This window comes from Variovorax sp. FW301-JW7 (assembly GCF_058788795.1).
On record NZ_JBYTBC010000010.1, the window covers coordinates 253,008 to 271,391 of the forward strand.

At 66.9% G+C, this 18,384-nt stretch carries 17 protein-coding genes; 12 read left to right on the forward strand and 5 right to left on the reverse strand.

Going from position 1 to position 18,384, the window contains the following annotated elements; all coding sequences use genetic code 11:
* The gene (locus tag AC3WQM_RS25435) at window positions 1–1,719 is read right to left on the reverse strand and encodes a long-chain-fatty-acid--CoA ligase (RefSeq protein WP_492682613.1); all 1,719 of its coding nucleotides are present in this window, start codon (window positions 1,717–1,719) and stop codon (window positions 1–3) included.
* A gap of 144 nt (window positions 1,720–1,863) precedes the next feature.
* Here AC3WQM_RS25435 and mnmA point away from each other — a divergent pair, with 144 nt between their 5' ends.
* On the forward strand, window positions 1,864–2,964 hold the full coding sequence (mnmA, locus tag AC3WQM_RS25440; RefSeq protein ID WP_095743293.1) for a tRNA 2-thiouridine(34) synthase MnmA: 1,101 nt from the start codon (window positions 1,864–1,866) through the stop codon (window positions 2,962–2,964).
* 7 nt (window positions 2,965–2,971) lie between these two features.
* Here mnmA and AC3WQM_RS25445 read toward each other — a convergent pair whose 3' ends face one another.
* The gene (locus tag AC3WQM_RS25445) at window positions 2,972–3,445 is read right to left on the reverse strand and encodes an NUDIX hydrolase (protein WP_095743294.1); all 474 of its coding nucleotides are present in this window, start codon (window positions 3,443–3,445) and stop codon (window positions 2,972–2,974) included.
* A 64-nt stretch (window positions 3,446–3,509) separates the two neighbouring features.
* Entirely contained in the window at window positions 3,510–4,223 is a 714-nt protein-coding gene (locus tag AC3WQM_RS25450) for a response regulator transcription factor (RefSeq protein WP_492682615.1), read from the reverse strand.
* A 402-nt stretch (window positions 4,224–4,625) separates the two neighbouring features.
* Between AC3WQM_RS25450 and AC3WQM_RS25455 the strand changes: the two genes are divergently transcribed.
* From AC3WQM_RS25455 to AC3WQM_RS25505, 11 genes are all read left to right on the forward strand, one after another.
* Window positions 4,626–5,756, forward strand: coding sequence for a Re/Si-specific NAD(P)(+) transhydrogenase subunit alpha (locus tag AC3WQM_RS25455; RefSeq protein WP_492682617.1), 1,131 nt, complete (start codon window positions 4,626–4,628; stop codon window positions 5,754–5,756).
* Window positions 5,757–5,775: 19 nt separating this feature from the next.
* Window positions 5,776–6,138, forward strand: a complete 363-nt coding sequence (panD, locus tag AC3WQM_RS25460) for an aspartate 1-decarboxylase (protein WP_062481508.1) — start codon at window positions 5,776–5,778, stop codon at window positions 6,136–6,138.
* A 37-nt stretch (window positions 6,139–6,175) separates the two neighbouring features.
* The gene (locus AC3WQM_RS25465; RefSeq protein WP_062481510.1) at window positions 6,176–6,505 is read left to right on the forward strand and encodes an NAD(P) transhydrogenase subunit alpha part 2; all 330 of its coding nucleotides are present in this window, start codon (window positions 6,176–6,178) and stop codon (window positions 6,503–6,505) included.
* Window positions 6,502–8,001 (forward strand): NAD(P)(+) transhydrogenase (Re/Si-specific) subunit beta, encoded by a 1,500-nt coding sequence (locus AC3WQM_RS25470; RefSeq protein WP_489060071.1) that lies wholly within the window; start codon window positions 6,502–6,504, stop codon window positions 7,999–8,001. The genes AC3WQM_RS25465 and AC3WQM_RS25470 overlap by 4 nt, the downstream gene beginning before the upstream one ends.
* A gap of 99 nt (window positions 8,002–8,100) precedes the next feature.
* Window positions 8,101–9,780, forward strand: a complete 1,680-nt coding sequence (locus tag AC3WQM_RS25475; protein WP_489060070.1) for a long-chain-fatty-acid--CoA ligase — start codon at window positions 8,101–8,103, stop codon at window positions 9,778–9,780.
* 54 nt (window positions 9,781–9,834) lie between these two features.
* On the forward strand, window positions 9,835–10,839 hold the full coding sequence (locus AC3WQM_RS25480) for an ABC transporter permease subunit (protein ID WP_492682619.1): 1,005 nt from the start codon (window positions 9,835–9,837) through the stop codon (window positions 10,837–10,839).
* A 4-nt stretch (window positions 10,840–10,843) separates the two neighbouring features.
* A complete protein-coding gene (locus tag AC3WQM_RS25485) occupies window positions 10,844–11,749 on the forward strand; it encodes an ABC transporter permease subunit (protein ID WP_492682621.1) in 906 nt (301 codons plus the stop codon).
* 17 nt (window positions 11,750–11,766) lie between these two features.
* Window positions 11,767–12,792: an ABC transporter ATP-binding protein gene (locus tag AC3WQM_RS25490; protein ID WP_489060065.1), complete on the forward strand. Its 1,026-nt coding sequence runs from the start codon at window positions 11,767–11,769 to the stop codon at window positions 12,790–12,792.
* Window positions 12,789–13,811 (forward strand): peptide ABC transporter ATP-binding protein, encoded by a 1,023-nt coding sequence (locus AC3WQM_RS25495; RefSeq protein ID WP_492682623.1) that lies wholly within the window; start codon window positions 12,789–12,791, stop codon window positions 13,809–13,811. The genes AC3WQM_RS25490 and AC3WQM_RS25495 overlap by 4 nt, the downstream gene beginning before the upstream one ends.
* A 44-nt stretch (window positions 13,812–13,855) precedes the next feature.
* Window positions 13,856–15,487, forward strand: coding sequence for an ABC transporter substrate-binding protein (locus AC3WQM_RS25500; RefSeq protein ID WP_489060062.1), 1,632 nt, complete (start codon window positions 13,856–13,858; stop codon window positions 15,485–15,487).
* Window positions 15,488–15,615: 128 nt separating this feature from the next.
* Window positions 15,616–16,386 carry a 5'-methylthioadenosine/adenosylhomocysteine nucleosidase gene (locus AC3WQM_RS25505; protein WP_492682625.1) on the forward strand — a complete coding sequence of 257 codons (771 nt, stop codon included), beginning with the start codon at window positions 15,616–15,618 and terminating at the stop codon, window positions 16,384–16,386.
* Between the two features lie 9 nt (window positions 16,387–16,395).
* On the opposite strand, the gene AC3WQM_RS25510 is transcribed toward AC3WQM_RS25505, so the two are convergent.
* Window positions 16,396–17,148, reverse strand: a complete 753-nt coding sequence (locus tag AC3WQM_RS25510) for a YoaK family protein (protein ID WP_062481040.1) — start codon at window positions 17,146–17,148, stop codon at window positions 16,396–16,398.
* A 56-nt stretch (window positions 17,149–17,204) separates the two neighbouring features.
* Entirely contained in the window at window positions 17,205–18,191 is a 987-nt protein-coding gene (gene corA, locus AC3WQM_RS25515) for a magnesium/cobalt transporter CorA (RefSeq protein ID WP_056584267.1), read from the reverse strand.
* Between the last annotated feature and the right edge of the window lie 193 nt (window positions 18,192–18,384).

Below are 18,384 nucleotides of genomic sequence, written 5' to 3' on the forward strand. Positions count from 1 at the left end.
CTAGGCCCGCTTGCGGGCTTCCTCGTCCACGAGGTCCTTCTTCGAGAGCTTGCCCACGGCGGTCTTGGGCAGCTCGGCGCGGATCTCGAGCGCGCCGATCATCTCGTGCTTGCCCAGGCGGTTCTTCAGGAAGGCCTTGAGCGCGTCGAGCGTGAGGTCGTCCGCGCCGTCCTTCAGTTTCACGAAGGCCTTCGGCGACTGGCCGCGGTACTCGTCGGGCACGCCGATCACGCAGACCTCGGCCACCGACGGGTGTTCGTACACCGCCTCCTCGAGCACGCGCGGGTACACGTTGTAGCCGCCGCACAGCAGCATGTCCTTGGTGCGGTCGACGATGTACAGGTAGCCGTCGGCGTCCATCTTCGCGACGTCGCCGCTGCGGAAATAGCCGTCGGCCGTCATCGACTCGGCGGTGGCCTTCGGGTTGTTCCAGTAGCCCTTCATGACGTTCGGGCCCTGCACGCACAGCTCGCCGGGTTCGCCGAACGCGGTCACGTCCTTCGTCGGGTCGTCCAGGCTCACGAGCTTGATGCGCACGCGCGGCAGCGGCATGCCGCACGAGCCGGCCTTGCGCACGCCGCGCGCGGGCGTGAAGGTGCCCACGGGCGAGGTCTCGGTCATGCCCCAGCCTTCGTTGAGGTGGCAGCCGGTGAGTTCGAAGAAGCGCTGCTCCACCTCCACCGGCAGCGGCGCGCCGCCCGAGCCGCAGAACTTCAGCGAGCGCAGGTCCATCTCCTTGGCCTTGGGGTGCGAAAGGATGGCGGTGTACATCGTCGGCACGCCGGGGAACACGCTGATCCGGCTGGCCGCGAGTTCGTTCATCACCGCGTCGACATCGAAGCGCGTGTGCAGCACCAGCGCCGCGCCCAGGCGCACGCCCAGCAGCATCGCGGCGCTCAGCGCGAAGATGTGGAACAGCGGCAGCACGACCAGGAAGCGTTCCTTGCCTTCGTCGAGGATCGGCGGCTCGCCGCGCGTCGATTCGTAGTACTGCGCCGAGGCCGACGTGAGGTTGGCGTGCGTGAGCATCGCGCCCTTGGGCAGGCCAGTGGTGCCGCCGGTGTACTGCAGCACGACGATCTCTTCGGCCAGGTCGCCCAGCGGGTAGGTCTGGTGCGTGCCTTCGCTCTTGAGCAGGTCGGTGAAGCGCACGTGCCGGTCGTCGACGGGCACCGGTGCGATCTGGCCGGCGGCCTGCAGCTGGGCCTGCACCTTGTCGCCCGCCGCGCCGTAGTCGCCGAGGCTGCCGACCACCAGCGTCTTCAGGCGCGAGCTGTCGAGCAGGCGCGCCATCAGCGGGTAGAGGTTCACGAGATCGAGCGTGACGAGGATGTCGGTGCGGCTGTCCTCGATCTTGTGGGCCAGCACGCGCTCGGCGTCCAGCGGCGAGTAGTTCACCACCGTGCCGCCGGCCTTGAGCACGGCGAAGAAGGCGATCGGGTAGTGCGGCGTGTTCGGCAGGTACAGGCCGACATGCACGCCCGGCTTCACGCCCAGGTCCTGCAGGCCCTTGGCGGCGCGGTCGACCGCTGCGCCGAGTTGGGCGTAGGTGAGGACCTGGCCCATGAACTCCACGGCCGAGTGGTCGGGCCAGCGCGCGACCGCTTCGTCGAGCATCTGCTGCACCGGCTTGACCGGCAGGTCGGCGTCCCAGCGCATGCCGGGTGGGTAGTTGCGCGTCCAGGGGGTGGGGTCGCCAGAGAGGGAAGGGGTCGCCATGCGTGTGTCTCCGCTGTGTTTCGGGGCACTGTAGCGCCGGCCTTTCGCATCGTGGAGTGGCGGCTGACAAGCCGGCGACACGGGTTTTCCCGATTTCCCACACGCCGGATGCCCCTGTCGCCGGGCTGGGACAATGGCGGGCTTATGGCAAAACAACGGATCGTGGTCGGGCTGAGCGGCGGGGTGGACTCCGCGGTCACCGCGCACCTGCTCAAGCAGCAGGGGCACGAGGTGGTCGGCATCTTCATGAAGAACTGGGAAGACGACGACGACAGCGAGTACTGCTCGTCGAACATCGACTTCGTGGACGCCGCCAGCGTGGCCGACGTGCTGGGCATCGAGATCGAGCACGTCAATTTCGCCGCCGACTACAAGGACCGCGTGTTCGCCGAGTTCCTGCGCGAGTACAAGGCCGGCCGCACGCCCAACCCCGACGTGCTGTGCAACGCCGAGATCAAGTTCAAGGCCTTTCTCGACCACGCCATGCGGTTGGGCGCCGAGAAGATCGCCACCGGCCACTACGCGCGCGTGCGCCTGAACGAGGCCACGGGCCGGCACGAGCTGCTCAAGGGGCTCGACAACTCGAAGGACCAGAGCTACTTCCTGCACCGCCTGAACCAGGCGCAGCTGTCCAAGACGCTGTTCCCGGTCGGCGAGCTGCACAAGACCGAGGTGCGCCGCATCGCGGAAGAAATCGGCCTGCCCAACGCGAAGAAGAAGGACTCGACCGGCATCTGCTTCATCGGCGAGCGGCCGTTCCGCGACTTCCTGAATCGCTACATCTCGAAAGAGCCGGGCCCGATCAAGGACGACCGCGGCCGCAAGCTCGGCGAGCACCAGGGCCTGAGCTTCTACACGCTGGGCCAGCGCCAGGGGCTGGGCATCGGCGGCGTGAAGGAGAAGGGCGCCCAGCGCGGCGCGGGCGACCATTCGCCCTGGTTCGTCGCGCGCAAGGACGTCGAGAAGAACACGCTATGGGTGGTGCAGGGCCACGACCATCCGTGGCTGCTGTCGTCCGAACTGAAGGCGGACGACGCGAGCTGGGTTGCCGGCGAGGCGCCCACCGCGGGCGCCTACGGTTCGAAGGCCCGCTACCGGCAGGCCGATGCGGCCTGCGAACTGTCCGAGGGCGCCAACGGCGCCTTCAGCCTGCGCTTCGGTGCGCCGCAATGGGCGGTCACGCCGGGGCAGTCGGCCGTGCTGTACGACGGCGAGCGCTGCCTCGGGGGCGGCGTCATCGTCTGAACAGGCCTCAGCGGGGCTGCCGCACGCTGTCTTCGGTGTGGATCAGCGCGAGTGGGTGGCGCTTGCCGGCGAGGTAGTCCTCGATGCAGCGCAGCAGCAGCGGGCTGCGGTGGCGGGCCACGCTGGCGCGGATCTCGTCCACGCTCATCCACAGCGTGCGCACGATGCCTTCGTCGAGCGCACGACCTTCTTCGCGCGCGCCCAGTTCGCCGGTGAAGGCAAAGCGCATGTAGGTCACGTCGGGCTGCTCGGCCGAGCGCGCCATGTACACGCCGAGCAGCGCGGTCGGCGTGAAGGCGTGGGCCGTTTCCTCGAGCGTCTCGCGGATGCAGCCGTCCTCGGGCGACTCGCCGGGGTCGAGGTGGCCGGCGGGGTTGTTGAGCTTCAGGCCGTCGTCGGTCTGCTCTTCGACGAGCAGGAAGCGGCCGTCTTGCTCGATCACCGCGGCCACGGTGACATTGGGTTTCCAGCGTGTGGGCATCGTGGGCGCGAGTCTATCGGCTAACAGCCGATCGTTGCACGACAGGCGCCGCGGCCAGGGCGCTTCAGCGCAGCGGCGTGACTACCCGCGTGTCCACTTCGATGGTTTCCAGCCGGTAGCCGAGGCCGTAGACCGCCAGCAGCAGGAAACCGTTCGACGGGCGCAGCTCGAGCTTGGTGCGCAGGCGTGACACGTGGGTGTCGAGCGAACGCGACAGCGCCTCGACCCCCAGCCCCCAGACCGCCTCGTGCAGGTGCTCGCGCGAGAGCAGGCGCCCCAGGTTCTGGAACAGGAAGAGCGCGAGTTCGTATTCGCGGTTCTTCAGCTCGACCAGCTTGCCGTGGACCCGGATGGTGCGCGAGGGCGGAAAGAAGTGGTACGGGCCGAACACCAGCTCGGGCTCGTGCCGCGCGGGGTAGGAGCGACGCAGCAGGGCGTTGATGCGGGCCTCGAACTCGATCGGACGCAGCGGCTTGGCCATGAAGTCGTCGGCGCCGACGTTGAGGCCTTCGACCATGTCGCTGTCGTCGCGGTGTTCGGTCACGAACAGGATCGGCATGCGGCTCTTGTAGTCCTGGCGGATCGTGCGGACCACGTCGGGGCCCTTCATGTCTGGCAGGCGCCAGTCGAGGACCAACAGGTCGAAGGTCTCTCGGCGCATGGCATGGAGCAGCGCCTTGCCGCCGCCGTAGGTATGGCACTCGTGGCCGAGGCTCGCCATGGTTTGGTGGATCAACTGAAGTTGGTCCGGCTCAGTGTCGAGTACTGCGATTCGCATTCCATTCCCTTGTTCCGCCCTGTGCGGACCTCTATGTGTCCGCAATATGAATCGAAGTGTATCTATCTGCGTCAGGGATTTTGATGCGAATTGCCATTAATTCACTTAAATTGATTTGATCCATGTGATTCAATCGCTAATTGATGGCAATTGAATTCAATTGATTGCATTCCGTTCCTGCGGCTCGTTCGGGTGGCATGAGGGTTTCAACCCATGGCGTCCGCGCGCCCTGGGGAATCGCATCGACGTGCAATTTGCTATCAATTGAATAGCTAAAGAATCAATGCGGATGGGCGCTGGAAGGCAATGTGCATGCAGCATCTTGGCGACAGTGAACGCTTGTAATCTTGCTGTAAGCTCTGCCCGCAATCCGTGCTGCCCCTTCCCCCTGAGGAGAACTCTATGTTGATAGGCGTGCCTGCCGAGACAGCGGCTGGCGAAACCCGAGTGGCCGTTACACCCGAAACGGTGAAGAAACTGGTGGCCTCCGGGCATACCGTGCGTGTGCAGGCCGGTGCCGGCATTGCAGCCAGCGTCACCGACGCGGCGTACCAGACGGCAGGCGCCGAGATCACCGATGCGGCCGGGGCGCTCTCCGCCGACATGGTGCTCAAGGTGCGCACGCCCAGCGACGCCGAGGCGGCGCAGTTGAAGGCCGGCGCGGTCGTCATTGGCATGCTCAATCCTTTCGACGCGGCCGGCCTGCAGCGCCTGGCCGCCGCGGGCGTCACGGGCTTCGCGCTCGAAGCCGCGCCGCGCACCACGCGCGCCCAGAGCATGGACGTGCTCAGCTCGCAGGCCAACATCGCCGGCTACAAGGCCGTGATGATCGCGGCCGACAAGTACCAGCGCTTCTTCCCCATGCTCATGACCGCCGCGGGCACCGTGAAGGCCGCGCGCGTCGTCATCCTGGGCGTCGGCGTGGCCGGCCTGCAGGCCATTGCCACGGCCAAGCGCCTGGGCGCCGTGATCGAGGCCTCGGACGTGCGTCCGAGCGTCAAGGAACAGATCGAGTCGCTGGGCGGCAAGTTCATCGAGGTGTCCTACGACACCGATGAAGAGAAAGAGGCCGCGGTCGGTGTCGGCGGCTACGCCAAGCCGATGCCCCCGAGCTGGCTCGCGCGCCAGCAGATCGAGGTCGCCAAGCGCGTGGCGCTGGCCGACGTGGTCATCAGCACCGCGCTCATTCCGGGCCGCGCCGCGCCCACCCTCATCCCCGAGGACATGGTCAAGTCGATGAAGCCGGGCTCGGTGATCGTCGACATCGCGGCCGGCAAGGGCGCCGACGGCATCGGCGGCAACTGCCCGCTGTCGGAGGCCGACAAGACCGTGGTCAAGCATGGCGTGACCATCGTCGGCGAAACCAACCTCGCGGCGCTGGTGGCGGCCGACGCGTCGGCGCTGTATGCGCGCAACGTGCTCGACTTCCTCAAGCTCGTCGTGACGAAGGAAGGCGCGCTGAAGATCGACCTCGAGGACGACATCGTCGCCGCCTGCCGCGTCACGCAGGACGGCCAGGTCACGCGCAAGTAAGAAGAGCAGGTTGCCTTCCATGAATCGCACCATGCTCCGCGCGAAGCTGCATCGCGCCACCGTGACCGAAGCCGACCTGCACTACGAAGGCTCGTGCGGCATCGACGAAGACCTGCTCGACGCGGCCGACATGCGCGAGTACGAAAAGATCGAGCTGTACAACGTCAACAACGGCGAGCGCTTCTCGACCTACATCATCAAGGCGGCGCGCGGTTCGGGCGCCATCTCGCTCAACGGCGCGGCGGCGCGCAAGGCGCATGTGGGCGACCTGCTCATCATCTGCACCTACGCCCCCATGACCGAGGCCGAAGCCGCCGACTACAAGCCGAAGGTGGTGCTGCTTGGCGATGCCAACCGCATCAACGAAGTCAAGAAGCTCTGACAGAGCACGCAAGACCGAACGAGGAGAACACAACACCATGGAAATCGTTTCGCACACCGTCATCAACCTGACCATCTTCGTGCTGGCCATCTACGTCGGCTACCACGTGGTCTGGACCGTCACGCCCGCGCTGCACACGCCGCTCATGGCCGTGACCAACGCCATCTCGGCCATCGTGATCGTGGGCGCCATGCTGGCCGCCGCGCTCACCACCACCCCGCTGGGCAAGACCATGGGCGTGCTCGCCGTGGCGCTGGCTGCAGTGAACGTCTTCGGCGGCTTCCTGGTCACGCGCCGGATGCTCGAGATGTTCAAGAAGAAGGACAAGAAGGCTGCCCCCAAGGCTGCAGAGGGAGCCGCCAAGTGAGCATGAACCTCGTCACGCTGCTGTACCTCGTTGCCAGCGTCTGCTTCATCCAGGCCCTGAAGGGCCTCTCGCATCCCACCACCTCGATCCGCGGCAACGTCTTCGGCATGACCGGCATGGCGATCGCCGTGCTGACCACCATCGCGCTGGTCCACGCGCAGGCGCGCGCCCTCAACGTCGACTTCACCACCGGCATCGCCTGGGTGCTGGCCGCCGTCGTGGTCGGTGGCGGCCTGGGCGCCTTCATGGCCAACAAGGTCGAGATGACCAAGATGCCCGAGCTGGTCGCCTTCATGCACAGCATGATCGGCCTGGCCGCGGTGTTCATCGGCGTGGCCGCGGTGGCCGAGCCCTGGGCCTTCGGCATCACCGCCGCGCCCGTGGCGGCGGTCGTCGGTGCGCGCACGCCCGACGGCGCGGTGCTCTTCGAGGGCTTCGTGCGTTACGCCATTCCTTACGGCAACCGGCTTGAGCTGTTCCTGGGTGCGGCCATCGGCGCCATCACCTTCAGCGGCTCGGTCATCGCCTTCGGCAAGCTCTCGGGCAAGTACAAGTTCCGCCTGTTCCAGGGCGCGCCGGTGCAGTTCTCGGGCCAGCACATGCTGAACCTGGTGCTGGGCCTGGCGACCATCGCACTGGGCCTGGTGTTCGTGGCCACCGAAAGCTGGCCGGCGTTCTTCGCGATGCTGGCGCTGGCCTTCGTGATGGGCGTGCTCATCATCATCCCGATCGGCGGCGCCGACATGCCGGTGGTGGTGTCGATGCTCAACAGCTACTCGGGCTGGGCGGCGGCCGGCATCGGCTTCAGCCTGAACAACGCAATGCTGATCGTGGCCGGTTCGCTGGTGGGCTCTTCGGGTGCGATCCTGAGCTACATCATGTGCAAGGCCATGAACCGCTCGTTCTTCAACGTGATCCTGGGCGGCTTCGGCGGCGAGGCGGCCACGGCCACCGACGGCGCGAAGGAACAGCGCCCCGTGAAGAGCGGCAGCGCCGACGACGCGGCCTACATGCTGTCCAACGCCGAGACGGTGATCATCGTGCCGGGCTACGGCCTGGCGGTGGCGCGCGCCCAGCACGCCGTGAACGAACTGGCCGAGAAGCTCACGCACAAGGGCGTCAAGGTGAAGTACGCCATTCACCCCGTGGCCGGCCGCATGCCGGGCCACATGAACGTGCTGCTGGCCGAGGCCGAGGTGCCCTACGACCAGGTGTTCGAGATGGAAGACATCAATGGCGAGTTCGCGCAGGCCGACGTGGCGATCATCCTGGGTGCCAACGACGTGGTGAACCCGGCCGCGCTCACCAAGGGCACGCCGATCTATGGCATGCCGATCCTGGAAGCCTACAAGGCCAAGACCGTCATCGTGAACAAGCGCTCCATGGCCGCGGGTTATGCCGGCCTGGACAACGAGCTCTTCTACATGGACAAGACCATGATGGTCTTTGGCGATGCGAAAAAAGTAGTGGAAGATATGGGCAAGGCCATCGAATAGGCCGAAGGTCCGTGCCCGCGATGCGGGCCTGATCGTCGCGGCGCCTCACGTGCGCCGTTTTCGTTTTAAAAACTCATCCGACTCCGAGGAGACACATCCATGACCGAACGCCCCTGGCTCAGCAGCTACCCGCAAGGCGTGCCCGCCGACATCGACGCTTCGCAGTACCCGTCGCTGGTGGCGCTCATGGAGGAGAGCTTCACCAAGTACGCCGACCGCACGGCCTACAGCTTCATGGGCAAGGACGTGAGCTACGGCGAGACCGACAAGCTCAGCAAGGCCTTCGCGGCCTACCTGCAGGGCCTGGGCCTCGTGAAGGGCGACCGTGTCGCCGCGATGATGCCCAACTGCCCGCAGTACCCGATCGCGGTGGCGGCCATCCTGCGCGCGGGCCTGATCCTGGTGAACGTGAACCCGCTGTACACGCCGCGCGAACTCGAGCACCAGCTCAAGGACTCGGGCGCCAAGGCGATCATCATCATGGAGAATTTCGGCACCACGCTGCAGCAGTGCATCGCGGCCACGCCGATCAAGCACATCGTGCTGGCCTCCATGGGCGACCGGCTCGGCTTCCTGAAGGGCGCGCTGGTCAACTACGTGGTGCGCAACGTCAAGAAGCTGGTGCCGCACTTCAGCCTGCCGGGCGCCGTGCGCTTCAACGACGCGCTCGACAAGGGCGCAAGCGGCAAGCTCAAGCCCGTGGCCACCGGTCCCGACGACGTGGCCGTGCTGCAGTACACCGGCGGCACCACCGGCGTGTCCAAGGGCGCGGTGCTGCTGCATCGCAACGTGATCGCCAACGTGCTGCAGTCCGAAGCCTGGAACGAGCCCGTCATGGCCAAGGTGCCGGCCAACGAGCAGCCCACCAGCGTGTGCGCGCTGCCGCTGTATCACATCTTCGCGTTCACGGTCGGCATGATGCTGAGCATGCGCACGGGCGGCAAGCTGATCCTGATCCCGAACCCGCGCGACATTCCGGGCGTGCTCAAGGAACTGTCGAAGCACACCATCCACAGCTTCCCGGCCGTCAACACGCTGTTCAACGGGCTGGCGAACCACCCCGACTTCAACACCGTCAACTGGAAGAACCTCAAGGTCTCGGTCGGCGGCGGCATGGCGGTGCAGGCCGCGGTGGCCAAGCTCTGGCTCGAGAAAACCGGCTGCCCCATCTGCGAGGGCTACGGCCTCTCGGAAACCTCGCCCTCGACCACCTGCAACCCGACCAACAGCACGGCCTACACCGGCACCATCGGCCTGCCGCTGCCGAGCACCTGGCTCAAGCTGCTCGACGACGACGGCAACGAAGTGCCCACCGGCGAGCGCGGCGAGATCGCCATCAAGGGTCCGCAGGTCATGGCCGGCTACTGGCAGCGCCCCGACGAGACCGCCAAGGTCATGACGCCCGACGGCTACTTCAAGAGCGGCGACATCGGCGTGGTCGACGAGCGCGGCTACTTCAAGGTGGTCGACCGCAAGAAGGACATGATCCTGGTGTCGGGCTTCAACGTGTACCCGAACGAGATCGAGGACGTGGTGGCGATGCTGCCCGGCGTGCTCGAATGCGCCGCGGTGGGCGTGCCCGACGAGAAGACCGGCGAGGCCGTGAAGCTCGTCATCGTCAAGAAGGACCCGGCACTCACCGAAGCGCAGGTGCGCGAGTACTGCCGCGCCAACCTCACGGGCTACAAGCAGCCGCGCGTGATCGAGTTCCGCACCGACATGCCCAAGACCCCGGTGGGCAAGATCCTGCGGCGCGAACTGCGGGATAGCAAGAAGTAGTAAGGGTTCCGCCCGGGTGGGGCCGGGGCATCGATCTTGCATATTCGCGGGTCGATGCTCAGATTCATTTACGTTCGTTTAGGTTTGCTCGTGCCGACTTTCATCGGCATGACGCTGCTGGCCTTCTTTCTCATCCGGCTGGTGCCGGGTGATCCCATCGAGACGATGGCCGGCGAGCGCGGGATCGACCCCGCGCGCCACGCCGAGCTGCGCACCGCCATGGGCCTGGACAAGCCCCTGCTCGTGCAATACGGCATCTACATCGGCCGCGTGCTGCACGGCGACCTGGGCAAGTCGCTCATCACGCAGGACACGGTGATGAGCGAGTTCCTAGCGCTCTTTCCGGCCACCGTCGAGCTCGGCGTGTGCGCGATTCTCTTCGCGCTGCTGCTCGGGCTGCCGGCCGGCATCCTCGCGGCGGTGCGGCGCAACTCCATCTTCGACCATGGCGTGATGGCCACGTCGCTCACCGGCTACTCGATGCCGATCTTCTGGTGGGGCCTGCTGCTGATCCTGTTCTTTTCGGTGCAGCTGGGCTGGACGCCGGTGTCGGGCCGCATCTCGGTGCAGTACTTCGTCGAGCCGCAGACCGGCTTTTTGCTGATCGACGCGCTGCGTGCCGGCGAGACCGAGGCCTTCTGGTCGGCGCTGCACCACCTCATTCTTCCGGCCATCGTGCTGGGCACCGTGCCGCTGGCCGTGATCGCGCGCATGACGCGCTCGGCCATGCTCGAGGTGCTGGGAGAGGACTACATCCGCACCGCGCGCGCCAAGGGCCTGTCGCGTTTTCGCGTGGTGGGCCTGCATGCGCTGCGCAACGCGCTGATCCCGGTCGTCACGGTGATCGGCCTGCAGGTCGGCGTGCTCTTCACCGGCGCGATCCTGACCGAGACCATCTTCTCCTGGCCCGGCGTCGGCAAGTGGCTCATCGAGGCCATCGGCCGGCGCGACTACCCGGTGCTGCAGGGCGGCATGCTGCTGCTGGGCGGCATCGTGATGCTGGTGAACCTGCTGGTCGACGTGGCGTACGGCGTCATCAACCCGCGCATCCGGCGCTGACCCCATGGCAACGACACACACCGTGCCCGCAGGCGCCAAGGCCGCGGCCCCACCCGGTCCCTGGCGCGAGTTCTGGACCGCTTTCTCGGCCAACCGAGGCGCTGTCATCGGCCTTGTCACCATCGTCGTGCTGCTGCTCGTCGCGCTGTTCGCGCCGTGGATCGCACCGCACGCGCCGAACGAGACCAACAGCGCCGCCTTCCTCAAGCCGCCGGCCTGGCAGGAGGGCGGTTCGTTCAGCTACCTGCTCGGCACCGACGCCATCGGACGCGACATCCTGTCGCGCCTCATGCACGGCGCGCGGCTGTCGCTGTCGATCGGCGTCGCGGTGGTGGCGCTGTCGGTGGTGGTGGGCGTGGTGCTCGGGCTGATTGCGGGTTTTTTCCGCGGCGCGCTCGAGATCGCGATCATGCGGCTGATGGACATCGTGCTCACGCTGCCGAGCCTGCTGCTCGCCATCGTGATCGTGGCCATCCTCGGGCCGGGGCTGGTCAACGCGATGCTCGCGGTGGCCATCGTGGTGCTGCCGCACTACGTGCGCATCACGCGCGCCGCCGTCATCGCCGAGGTCTCGCGCGACTACGTGACCGCCGCGCGCGTGAGCGGCGCCGGCACCTTGCGCCTCATGTTCCGCGAGGTGCTGCCCAACTGCGCCGCGCCGCTGATCGTGCAAGCTTCGCTGGGCATCTCGACCGCCATCCTCGACGCCGCCGCGCTCGGTTTCCTGGGCCTGGGTGCACAGCCGCCGTCGCCCGAGTGGGGCACGATGCTGGCCGATGCGCGCGAGTTCGTGCTGCGCGCGTGGTGGGTCGTGACCTTCCCGGGGCTCGCCATCCTTGCGGCCGTGCTGGCCTTCAACCTGCTGGGCGACGGGCTGCGCGATGCGCTCGACCCGAAGCTCAAGCGCTGACGCAAAGGAAAGAACAGATGCCTTTGCTTGACATCAAGGACTTGCACGTCGAATTCCCTACACAGGGTGGCGTGCTGCATGCGGTTGACGGCGTGAGCCTCACGCTCGAAGAAGGCGAAGTGCTCGGCATCGTCGGCGAATCGGGCTCGGGCAAGAGCGTCACGATGATGGCGCTCATGGGCCTCGTCGGCTTTCCGGGCCGTGTGCGCGCCGACCACATGCGTTTTGCGGGCAAGGACTTGCTCGGCATTTCCGACAAGGCCCGCCGCGCGCTGGTCGGCAAGGAGGTCGCGATGATCTTCCAGGAGCCGACCACCAGCCTCAATCCCTGCTTCACCATCGGCTTCCAGCTGATGGAAACGCTGCGCCTGCACCTGAAGCTCGACAAGCGCGAAGCGAAGAAGCGCGCCACCGAGCTGCTCGAACAGGTCGGCATTCCCGCCGCGTCGTCGCGCCTGGGCAGCTACCCGCACCAGCTCTCGGGCGGCATGAACCAGCGCGTGATGATCGCCATGGCCATCGCCTGCAACCCGCGCCTGTTGATCGCCGACGAGCCGACCACCGCGCTCGACGTGACCATCCAGGCGCAGATCCTCGACCTGCTGCGCGACCTGCAGAAGGAGCGCGGCATGGCGCTCGTGCTCATCACGCACAACATGGGCGTGGTCAGCGAGATGGCGCAGCGCATCGCCGTGATGTACGCGGGGCAGGTGATGGAGCACCAGCGCGTCGATCGTTTGTTCGCATCGCCGCAGCATCCCTACACCGAGGCGCTGCTCGCGGCGCTGCCCGAGCGCGCCGCGCCCGAAGGCCGGCTCGCGACCATCAGCGGCGTGGTGCCCGGCGTGCACGACCGGCCCGCGGGCTGCCTGTTCGCGCCGCGCTGCGGCTACGTCACCGAGCGCGCCTGCCAGGTGCGACCGGCGCTGCGTGCGTGGCAGGGCGCCGAGGTGCGTTGCCACTTTCCGCTCGGCGAGCCGGGGCGCGCAGACGCCATTGCGCAAGACCCACCGCGCGCCGCGATTGCGGAGGTGCTGCCATGAGCGACGCATCGCCCCCGGAGATCGTCGCCGAGGCGCGCAACCTGCAGCGCACCTACGCCGTGCGGCGCGGGCTGTTCCGCGCGCCGGCGCAGCTGCGCGCCGTGGGCGACATCTCGTTCCGCCTCGAACGCGGGCGCACGCTCGCGGTGGTGGGCGAATCGGGCTGCGGCAAGTCGACGCTTGCGCGCATGGTCGCGCTGATCGAGAAACCCACGGCCGGACAGCTGACGCTGATCGGCGCCGATGCGGTGAGCCCGCCGCATGAACGCAGGCGCGAGCTGCGCCAGGCCGTGCAGCTGGTGTTCCAGAACCCGTACGGCTCGCTCAACCCGCGCAAGAAAATTTCGGCGGTGCTCGAAGACCCGCTGGCCATCAACACCACGCTGAGCAAGCCGGAGCGTGCCGAGAAAGCGCGCGAGATGCTGGCCCGCGTCGGCCTGCGTCCCGAGTACGCCAACCGCTACCCGCACATGTTCTCCGGCGGCCAGCGCCAGCGCATCGCCATCGCGCGCGCGCTCATGCTGTCGCCGCGCCTGCTGGTGGCCGACGAGCCGGTGTCGGCGCTCGACGTGTCGATCCAGGCGCAGGTGCTGAACCTGCTGGCCGACCTGCAGGCCGAGTTGGGCCTGGCCTACCTCTTCATCTCGCACGACCTGGGCGTGGTGCGCCACATCGCGCACGATGTGCTCGTGATGTACCTGGGCCACGCGGTGGAGCAGGGCCCCAAGTCGCGCATCTTCGCGCGGCCGCTGCATCCCTACACGCAGGCGCTGCTGGCTTCGACGCCGGGCCTGAGCAGCCAGCGCATCGTGCTCAAGGGCGAGCTGCCGTCGCCGCTGGACCCGCCTTCGGGCTGCGTCTTCAGCACGCGTTGCCCGCATGTGCAGCCGCGCTGCCGCGAGGAGCGCCCCGCGCTGCGCGCGCTCGACGAACGGCTGGTGGCCTGCCACTACGCCGAGCAGTTTCTCGATGGCGCGCCGCCCGTGCGCGCCGATGGTCCCGTGCTCGCCGCGTCCTGAAGAGTGGAGTGGCGATTTTTTCAACCCTGTCTCGAGGAGTCCCCATGAAGACCCAGCCCTCCGTTTCGCGCCGCTCACAAAAGCTGGCGCTTCTGGCACCGGCAGCGCTCACGGCCCTTACCCTGGCCTGCGGCGCCGTGTCAGCCAAGACGTTGGTGTACTGCTCCGAAGGAAGCCCGGAAAACTTCTATCCGGGCATGAACACCACCGGCACATCGTTCGACGTGACCACGCAGGTCTACAACACCATCGTCGAGTTCGAGCGCGGCGGCACCAAGGTCATGCCGGGCCTGGCCGAAAAATGGGACATCTCGGCCGACGGCACCGTGTACACCTTCCACCTGCGCAAGGGCGTGAAGTGGCACACCACGAGCAAGAGCTTCAAGCCCACGCGCGACTTCAACGCCGACGACTTCATCTTCATGCTCGAGCGCCAGTGGAAGGAGAGCGACCCCTTCTTCAAGGTCACGAGCCAGAACCACTCCTACTTCAACGACATGGGCATGCCCAAGCTGCTGAAGTCCGTGGACCGCATCGACGACCACACGGTGAAGATCACGCTCAACCAGGCCGAGGCGCCGTTCCTGGCCAACCTGGCGATGCAGTACGCGGGCATCCAGTCGAAGGAATACGCCATCGCGATGCTGAAGGCCGGCACGCCCGAGAAGGTCGACCAGGACCCGGTCGGCACCGGCCCGTTCTACCTCGTGCAGTACCAGAAGGACGCGATCATCCGCTTCAAGGCCTTCCCGCAGTACTGGGGCGGCAAGGCCAAGATCGACGACCTCGTGTTCGCGATCACGCCCGATGCCTCGGTGCGCTGGGCCAAGCTGCAAAAGGGCGAGTGCCATGTCATGCCGTACCCGAACCCGGCCGACCTCGACGCGATCCGCAAGGACCCGAACGTGCAGGTGCTGGAGCAGCCCGGCCTGAACGTGGGCTACCTCTCGTACAACACGACGAAGAAGCCCTTCGACGACGTGCGCGTGCGCAAGGCCATCAACATGGCGATCAACAAGAAGGCCATCATCGACGGCGTGTACCTCACGACCGGCGTGGCGGCGAAGAACCCGATTCCGCCGACCCTGTGGTCCTACAACGATGCCGTGAAGGACGACCCGTACGATCCCGAAGCCGCCAAGAAGCTGCTGGCGCAGGCCGGTTTCCCCGACGGCTTCAGCACCGACCTGTGGGCCATGCCGGTGCAGCGCCCCTACAACCCGAACGCCAAGCGCATCGCAGAGCTGATGCAGGCCGACCTGGCCAAGATCAACGTCAAGGCCGAGATCAAGAGCTTCGAGTGGGGCGAGTACCGCAAGCGCCTGCAGGCCGGCGAGCACCAGATGGGCATGCTGGGCTGGACCGGCGACAACGGCGACCCGGACAACTTCATGTACACCCTGCTGGGCTGCGCCTCGGCCAAGTCGGCCAGCGGCAGCAACATCTCGAAGTTCTGCTACCAGCCGTATGAAGACCTCGTGGTGAAGGCCAAGAGCGCGACCAAGCAATCGGAGCGCGATGCGCTCTACAAGAAGGCGCAGGTCATCTTCAAGGAGCAGGCGCCGTGGTTCACCATCGCGCACGCGGTGCAGCTGAAGCCGGTGCGCAAGGAAGTGGTCGACTTCAAGCTCAGTCCTTTCGGCCGCCATACCTTCTACGGCGTGGATATCAAGTAAACCCCCAGGCTTCGCGCACTTCGTGTCGCTACGCCAACCCCCTTGCAGGGGGCAACACCTGCGGCCCGGCAAAGCCGGTTCCGCGGTGTTCCTGGAATAGAGAAAGTCTTGTTTTGAGTTCTGTTGTGTTGTCCACGCCCATCGCCATCGTCGCGGCCATGCACGAGGAGCTGAGCGCGCTCCTCGCGCGCATGCCCGACGAGCAGCGCGTGCGCGTGGCCGGCCGCGACTTCTGGGTCGGCCACCTGCAGGGCCAGCCCGTGGTCGCGGTGCTGTCGCGCATCGGCAAGGTCGCGGCGGCGGTCACGGCCACGGTGCTGCTCGAGCGCTTCGGCGTGCGGGCGATCGTGTTCACGGGCGTGGCGGGCGGACTGGCGCCGGGCGTGAACGTCGGCGACGTGGTCGTGGCGACCGAGCTGCTGCAGCACGACATGGACGCCTCGCCGATCTTTCCGAAGTACGAGGTGCCGCTGATGGGGCGTTCGCGTTTCGCGGCCGATGCGGCCATCGGCGATGCGCTGGCGGCGGTGGCCGAAAGCACGCTGCGCGATCCGGTGAGCCTGGTGGGGCAGAAGGCGGTCGACGAGTTCCGTCTGTGGTCGCCGAAGGTGCATCGCGGCCTGCTGATCAGCGGCGACCGCTTCGTGTCGACCACCGCGGAGTGTGGCGCCCTGCAGCGTTCGCTGCCCGACGCACTCGCCGTCGAGATGGAAGGCGCTGCGATGGCGCAGGCCTGCCACGACTACGGCGTGCCCTTCGCGGCGCTGCGGACCATCTCGGACCGCGCCGACGATGCCGCGCACGGCGACTTCACGCGCTTCGTGGCGGAGGTGGCGAGCCGCTACAGCCTGGCGCTCGTCGACGCCTGGCTCGCCTCCCTGCCGCGCGACGCGGCCTGAAGAACCCGCCTACGGCGCGAGCCGGCGCAGCTGCGGCAGGTCGCGCAGCAGCGGCGGGATCGACAGCGCCAGCAGCAGCGCGGCCAGCGGCACGACGCAGATGAAGCCCACGTGCTTGAAGCCCAGCGCGCCCACGGCGCCGCCGAGCACGAACATGGCGACCAGCCCGCCGCAGCGGCGCAGCCGGCTGCGGTCGTGGCGCACCGGCAGCGGCGTGGACGGCGCGCGCCGGTTCCAGTACAGCATCTTGCCCAGCTCGATCCCCACGTCGGTGATGTTGCCGGTCATGTGGGTGGTGCGCGTGCTGCCGCCCGAGGTCTTCGACGCCACGGCGTTCTGCAGCCCCATGATGAACGACAGCAGCAGCACCGTGAGCGGCACCGCGAACGGCGTGGCCCAGGTCAGCGTGATGGCGCCGGCGAGCCCGAACGGGAACATCAGCGCGGCCTCCAGCAGCAGCGGCAGCGCGTACACGCCATGCAGCCGGTGCTGCCGCGCCCAGTTCACCAGCACCGCGCAGACCGCGGCGCCGCTCACGAACGCGAGGATGGCGCCCAGCGCGTTCAGCAGCAGCGTGAGGTTGCCCAGCACCATGCCGTCCGCCAGCTGCGAGGCGAAGCCGGTCATGTGCGAGGTGTACATGTGCAGCACGAGGAAGCCGCCCGCATTGATGGCACCGGCGTTGAAGGCCAGCAGCAGTCCGAGCGCGGTGTTCGTCGACGGCGCGCGGTGGCGGTTGGTGAGGAAACGAAGTCTGCGCACGGGGCCCTCCAGGTCAGCTGCCTGTCGGCAGCCACTCTAGCACCCGATGCGCGGCGTTACTTGAGCCAGCCGCGCCGACGGAAGTACCACATCGGCACCAGCGCGCTGGCCGCCATCAGCGCGATGGCGTAGGGGTAGCCCATGGCCCAGTCGAGCTCGGGCATGAACTTGAAGTTCATGCCGTAGATGCTCGCGATCAGCGTGGGCGGCAGCAGCGCGACGCTGGCCACCGAGAAGATCTTGATGGTCTTGTTCTGGTTGATGTTGATGAAACCAACGGTCGCATCCATCAGGAAGTTGATCTTGTCGAACAGGAAGGCCGTGTGGTTGTCCAGCGATTCGATGTCGCGCAGGATCTGCCGCGCCTCTTCGAACTGCTCGGCGTTGAGCATCTTGCTGCGCATCATGAAGCTCACGGCGCGGCGCGTGTCCATCACGTTGCGGCGGATGCGGCCGTTCAAGTCTTCCTGCCGCGCGATGGCGCCGAGCACCTCGCCGGCCAGCTCGTCGCTGACGTTGCCCGAGAGCACCTTCTTGCCCGCCACCTCGAGCTCGTCGTAGATGTTCTCCAGCGTGTCGGCCGAGTATTCGGCGTCGGCGTCGAAGAGCTTGAGCATCACTTCTTTTGCGTCTTCGATCAGCCCCGGCGCGCGGCGTGCGCGCATGCGCAGCAGGCGGAACACGGGCACGTCTTCGTCGTGGATCGAGAACAGCACGCCGCGGCTGCGCAGGTCGGTGTTGTGCTGGTTCAGGATGAAGGCGACGCGCACCGTGCGCGGGTCTTCGTCGTCGTCGATCAGGAAGTCGGAACGGATGTGCAGCTCGCCGTTGTCTTCCTCGTAGAAGCGGGCCGATTCCTCGATGTCCTCGTCCATCGCGTCTTCGGGAATCGAGAGGCCGTAGTACTGCTTGATCCAGCGCTTTTCCTCGAGCGTGGGCGACTCGAGGTCGACCCAGATCGGCTGGAACTTGGAGAGCTCTTCGAGCGACTCGATCTCTTCCTGGACGAGGCGGCCGTTGGCGAGCGTAAAGATGTTGAGCATGGGCTCACTCCCGGGGATGACTGAACGATGGGCGAGGGAGGGGCGCTTTCAATTCCCGCGGACCCGGCGTCAGTACATCATGCGCGGCGTCGGATGGGAGTTGAAAGCTGCCGAGACGGGGCGGTTTCCATGGGGAGTCTCCGGTTGCAGCGAGGCGCGATTATGTCACCGGCCACAGGGGCGCAAGGCGCGT

Coding starts and splice junctions, on each gene's coding strand:
- AC3WQM_RS25435 (WP_492682613.1), bottom strand. CDS start 1,719: ATGGCGACCCCTTCCCTCTCTGGCGACCCCACCCCCTGGACGCGCAAC.
- mnmA (WP_095743293.1), top strand. CDS start 1,864: ATGGCAAAACAACGGATCGTGGTCGGGCTGAGCGGCGGGGTGGACTCC.
- AC3WQM_RS25445 (WP_095743294.1), bottom strand. CDS start 3,445: ATGCCCACACGCTGGAAACCCAATGTCACCGTGGCCGCGGTGATCGAG.
- AC3WQM_RS25450 (WP_492682615.1), bottom strand. CDS start 4,223: ATGCGAATCGCAGTACTCGACACTGAGCCGGACCAACTTCAGTTGATC.
- AC3WQM_RS25455 (WP_492682617.1), top strand. CDS start 4,626: ATGTTGATAGGCGTGCCTGCCGAGACAGCGGCTGGCGAAACCCGAGTG.
- panD (WP_062481508.1), top strand. CDS start 5,776: ATGAATCGCACCATGCTCCGCGCGAAGCTGCATCGCGCCACCGTGACC.
- AC3WQM_RS25465 (WP_062481510.1), top strand. CDS start 6,176: ATGGAAATCGTTTCGCACACCGTCATCAACCTGACCATCTTCGTGCTG.
- AC3WQM_RS25475 (WP_489060070.1), top strand. CDS start 8,101: ATGACCGAACGCCCCTGGCTCAGCAGCTACCCGCAAGGCGTGCCCGCC.
- AC3WQM_RS25480 (WP_492682619.1), top strand. CDS start 9,835: ATGCTCAGATTCATTTACGTTCGTTTAGGTTTGCTCGTGCCGACTTTC.
- AC3WQM_RS25485 (WP_492682621.1), top strand. CDS start 10,844: ATGGCAACGACACACACCGTGCCCGCAGGCGCCAAGGCCGCGGCCCCA.
- AC3WQM_RS25490 (WP_489060065.1), top strand. CDS start 11,767: ATGCCTTTGCTTGACATCAAGGACTTGCACGTCGAATTCCCTACACAG.
- AC3WQM_RS25495 (WP_492682623.1), top strand. CDS start 12,789: ATGAGCGACGCATCGCCCCCGGAGATCGTCGCCGAGGCGCGCAACCTG.
- AC3WQM_RS25500 (WP_489060062.1), top strand. CDS start 13,856: ATGAAGACCCAGCCCTCCGTTTCGCGCCGCTCACAAAAGCTGGCGCTT.
- corA (WP_056584267.1), bottom strand. CDS start 18,191: ATGCTCAACATCTTTACGCTCGCCAACGGCCGCCTCGTCCAGGAAGAG.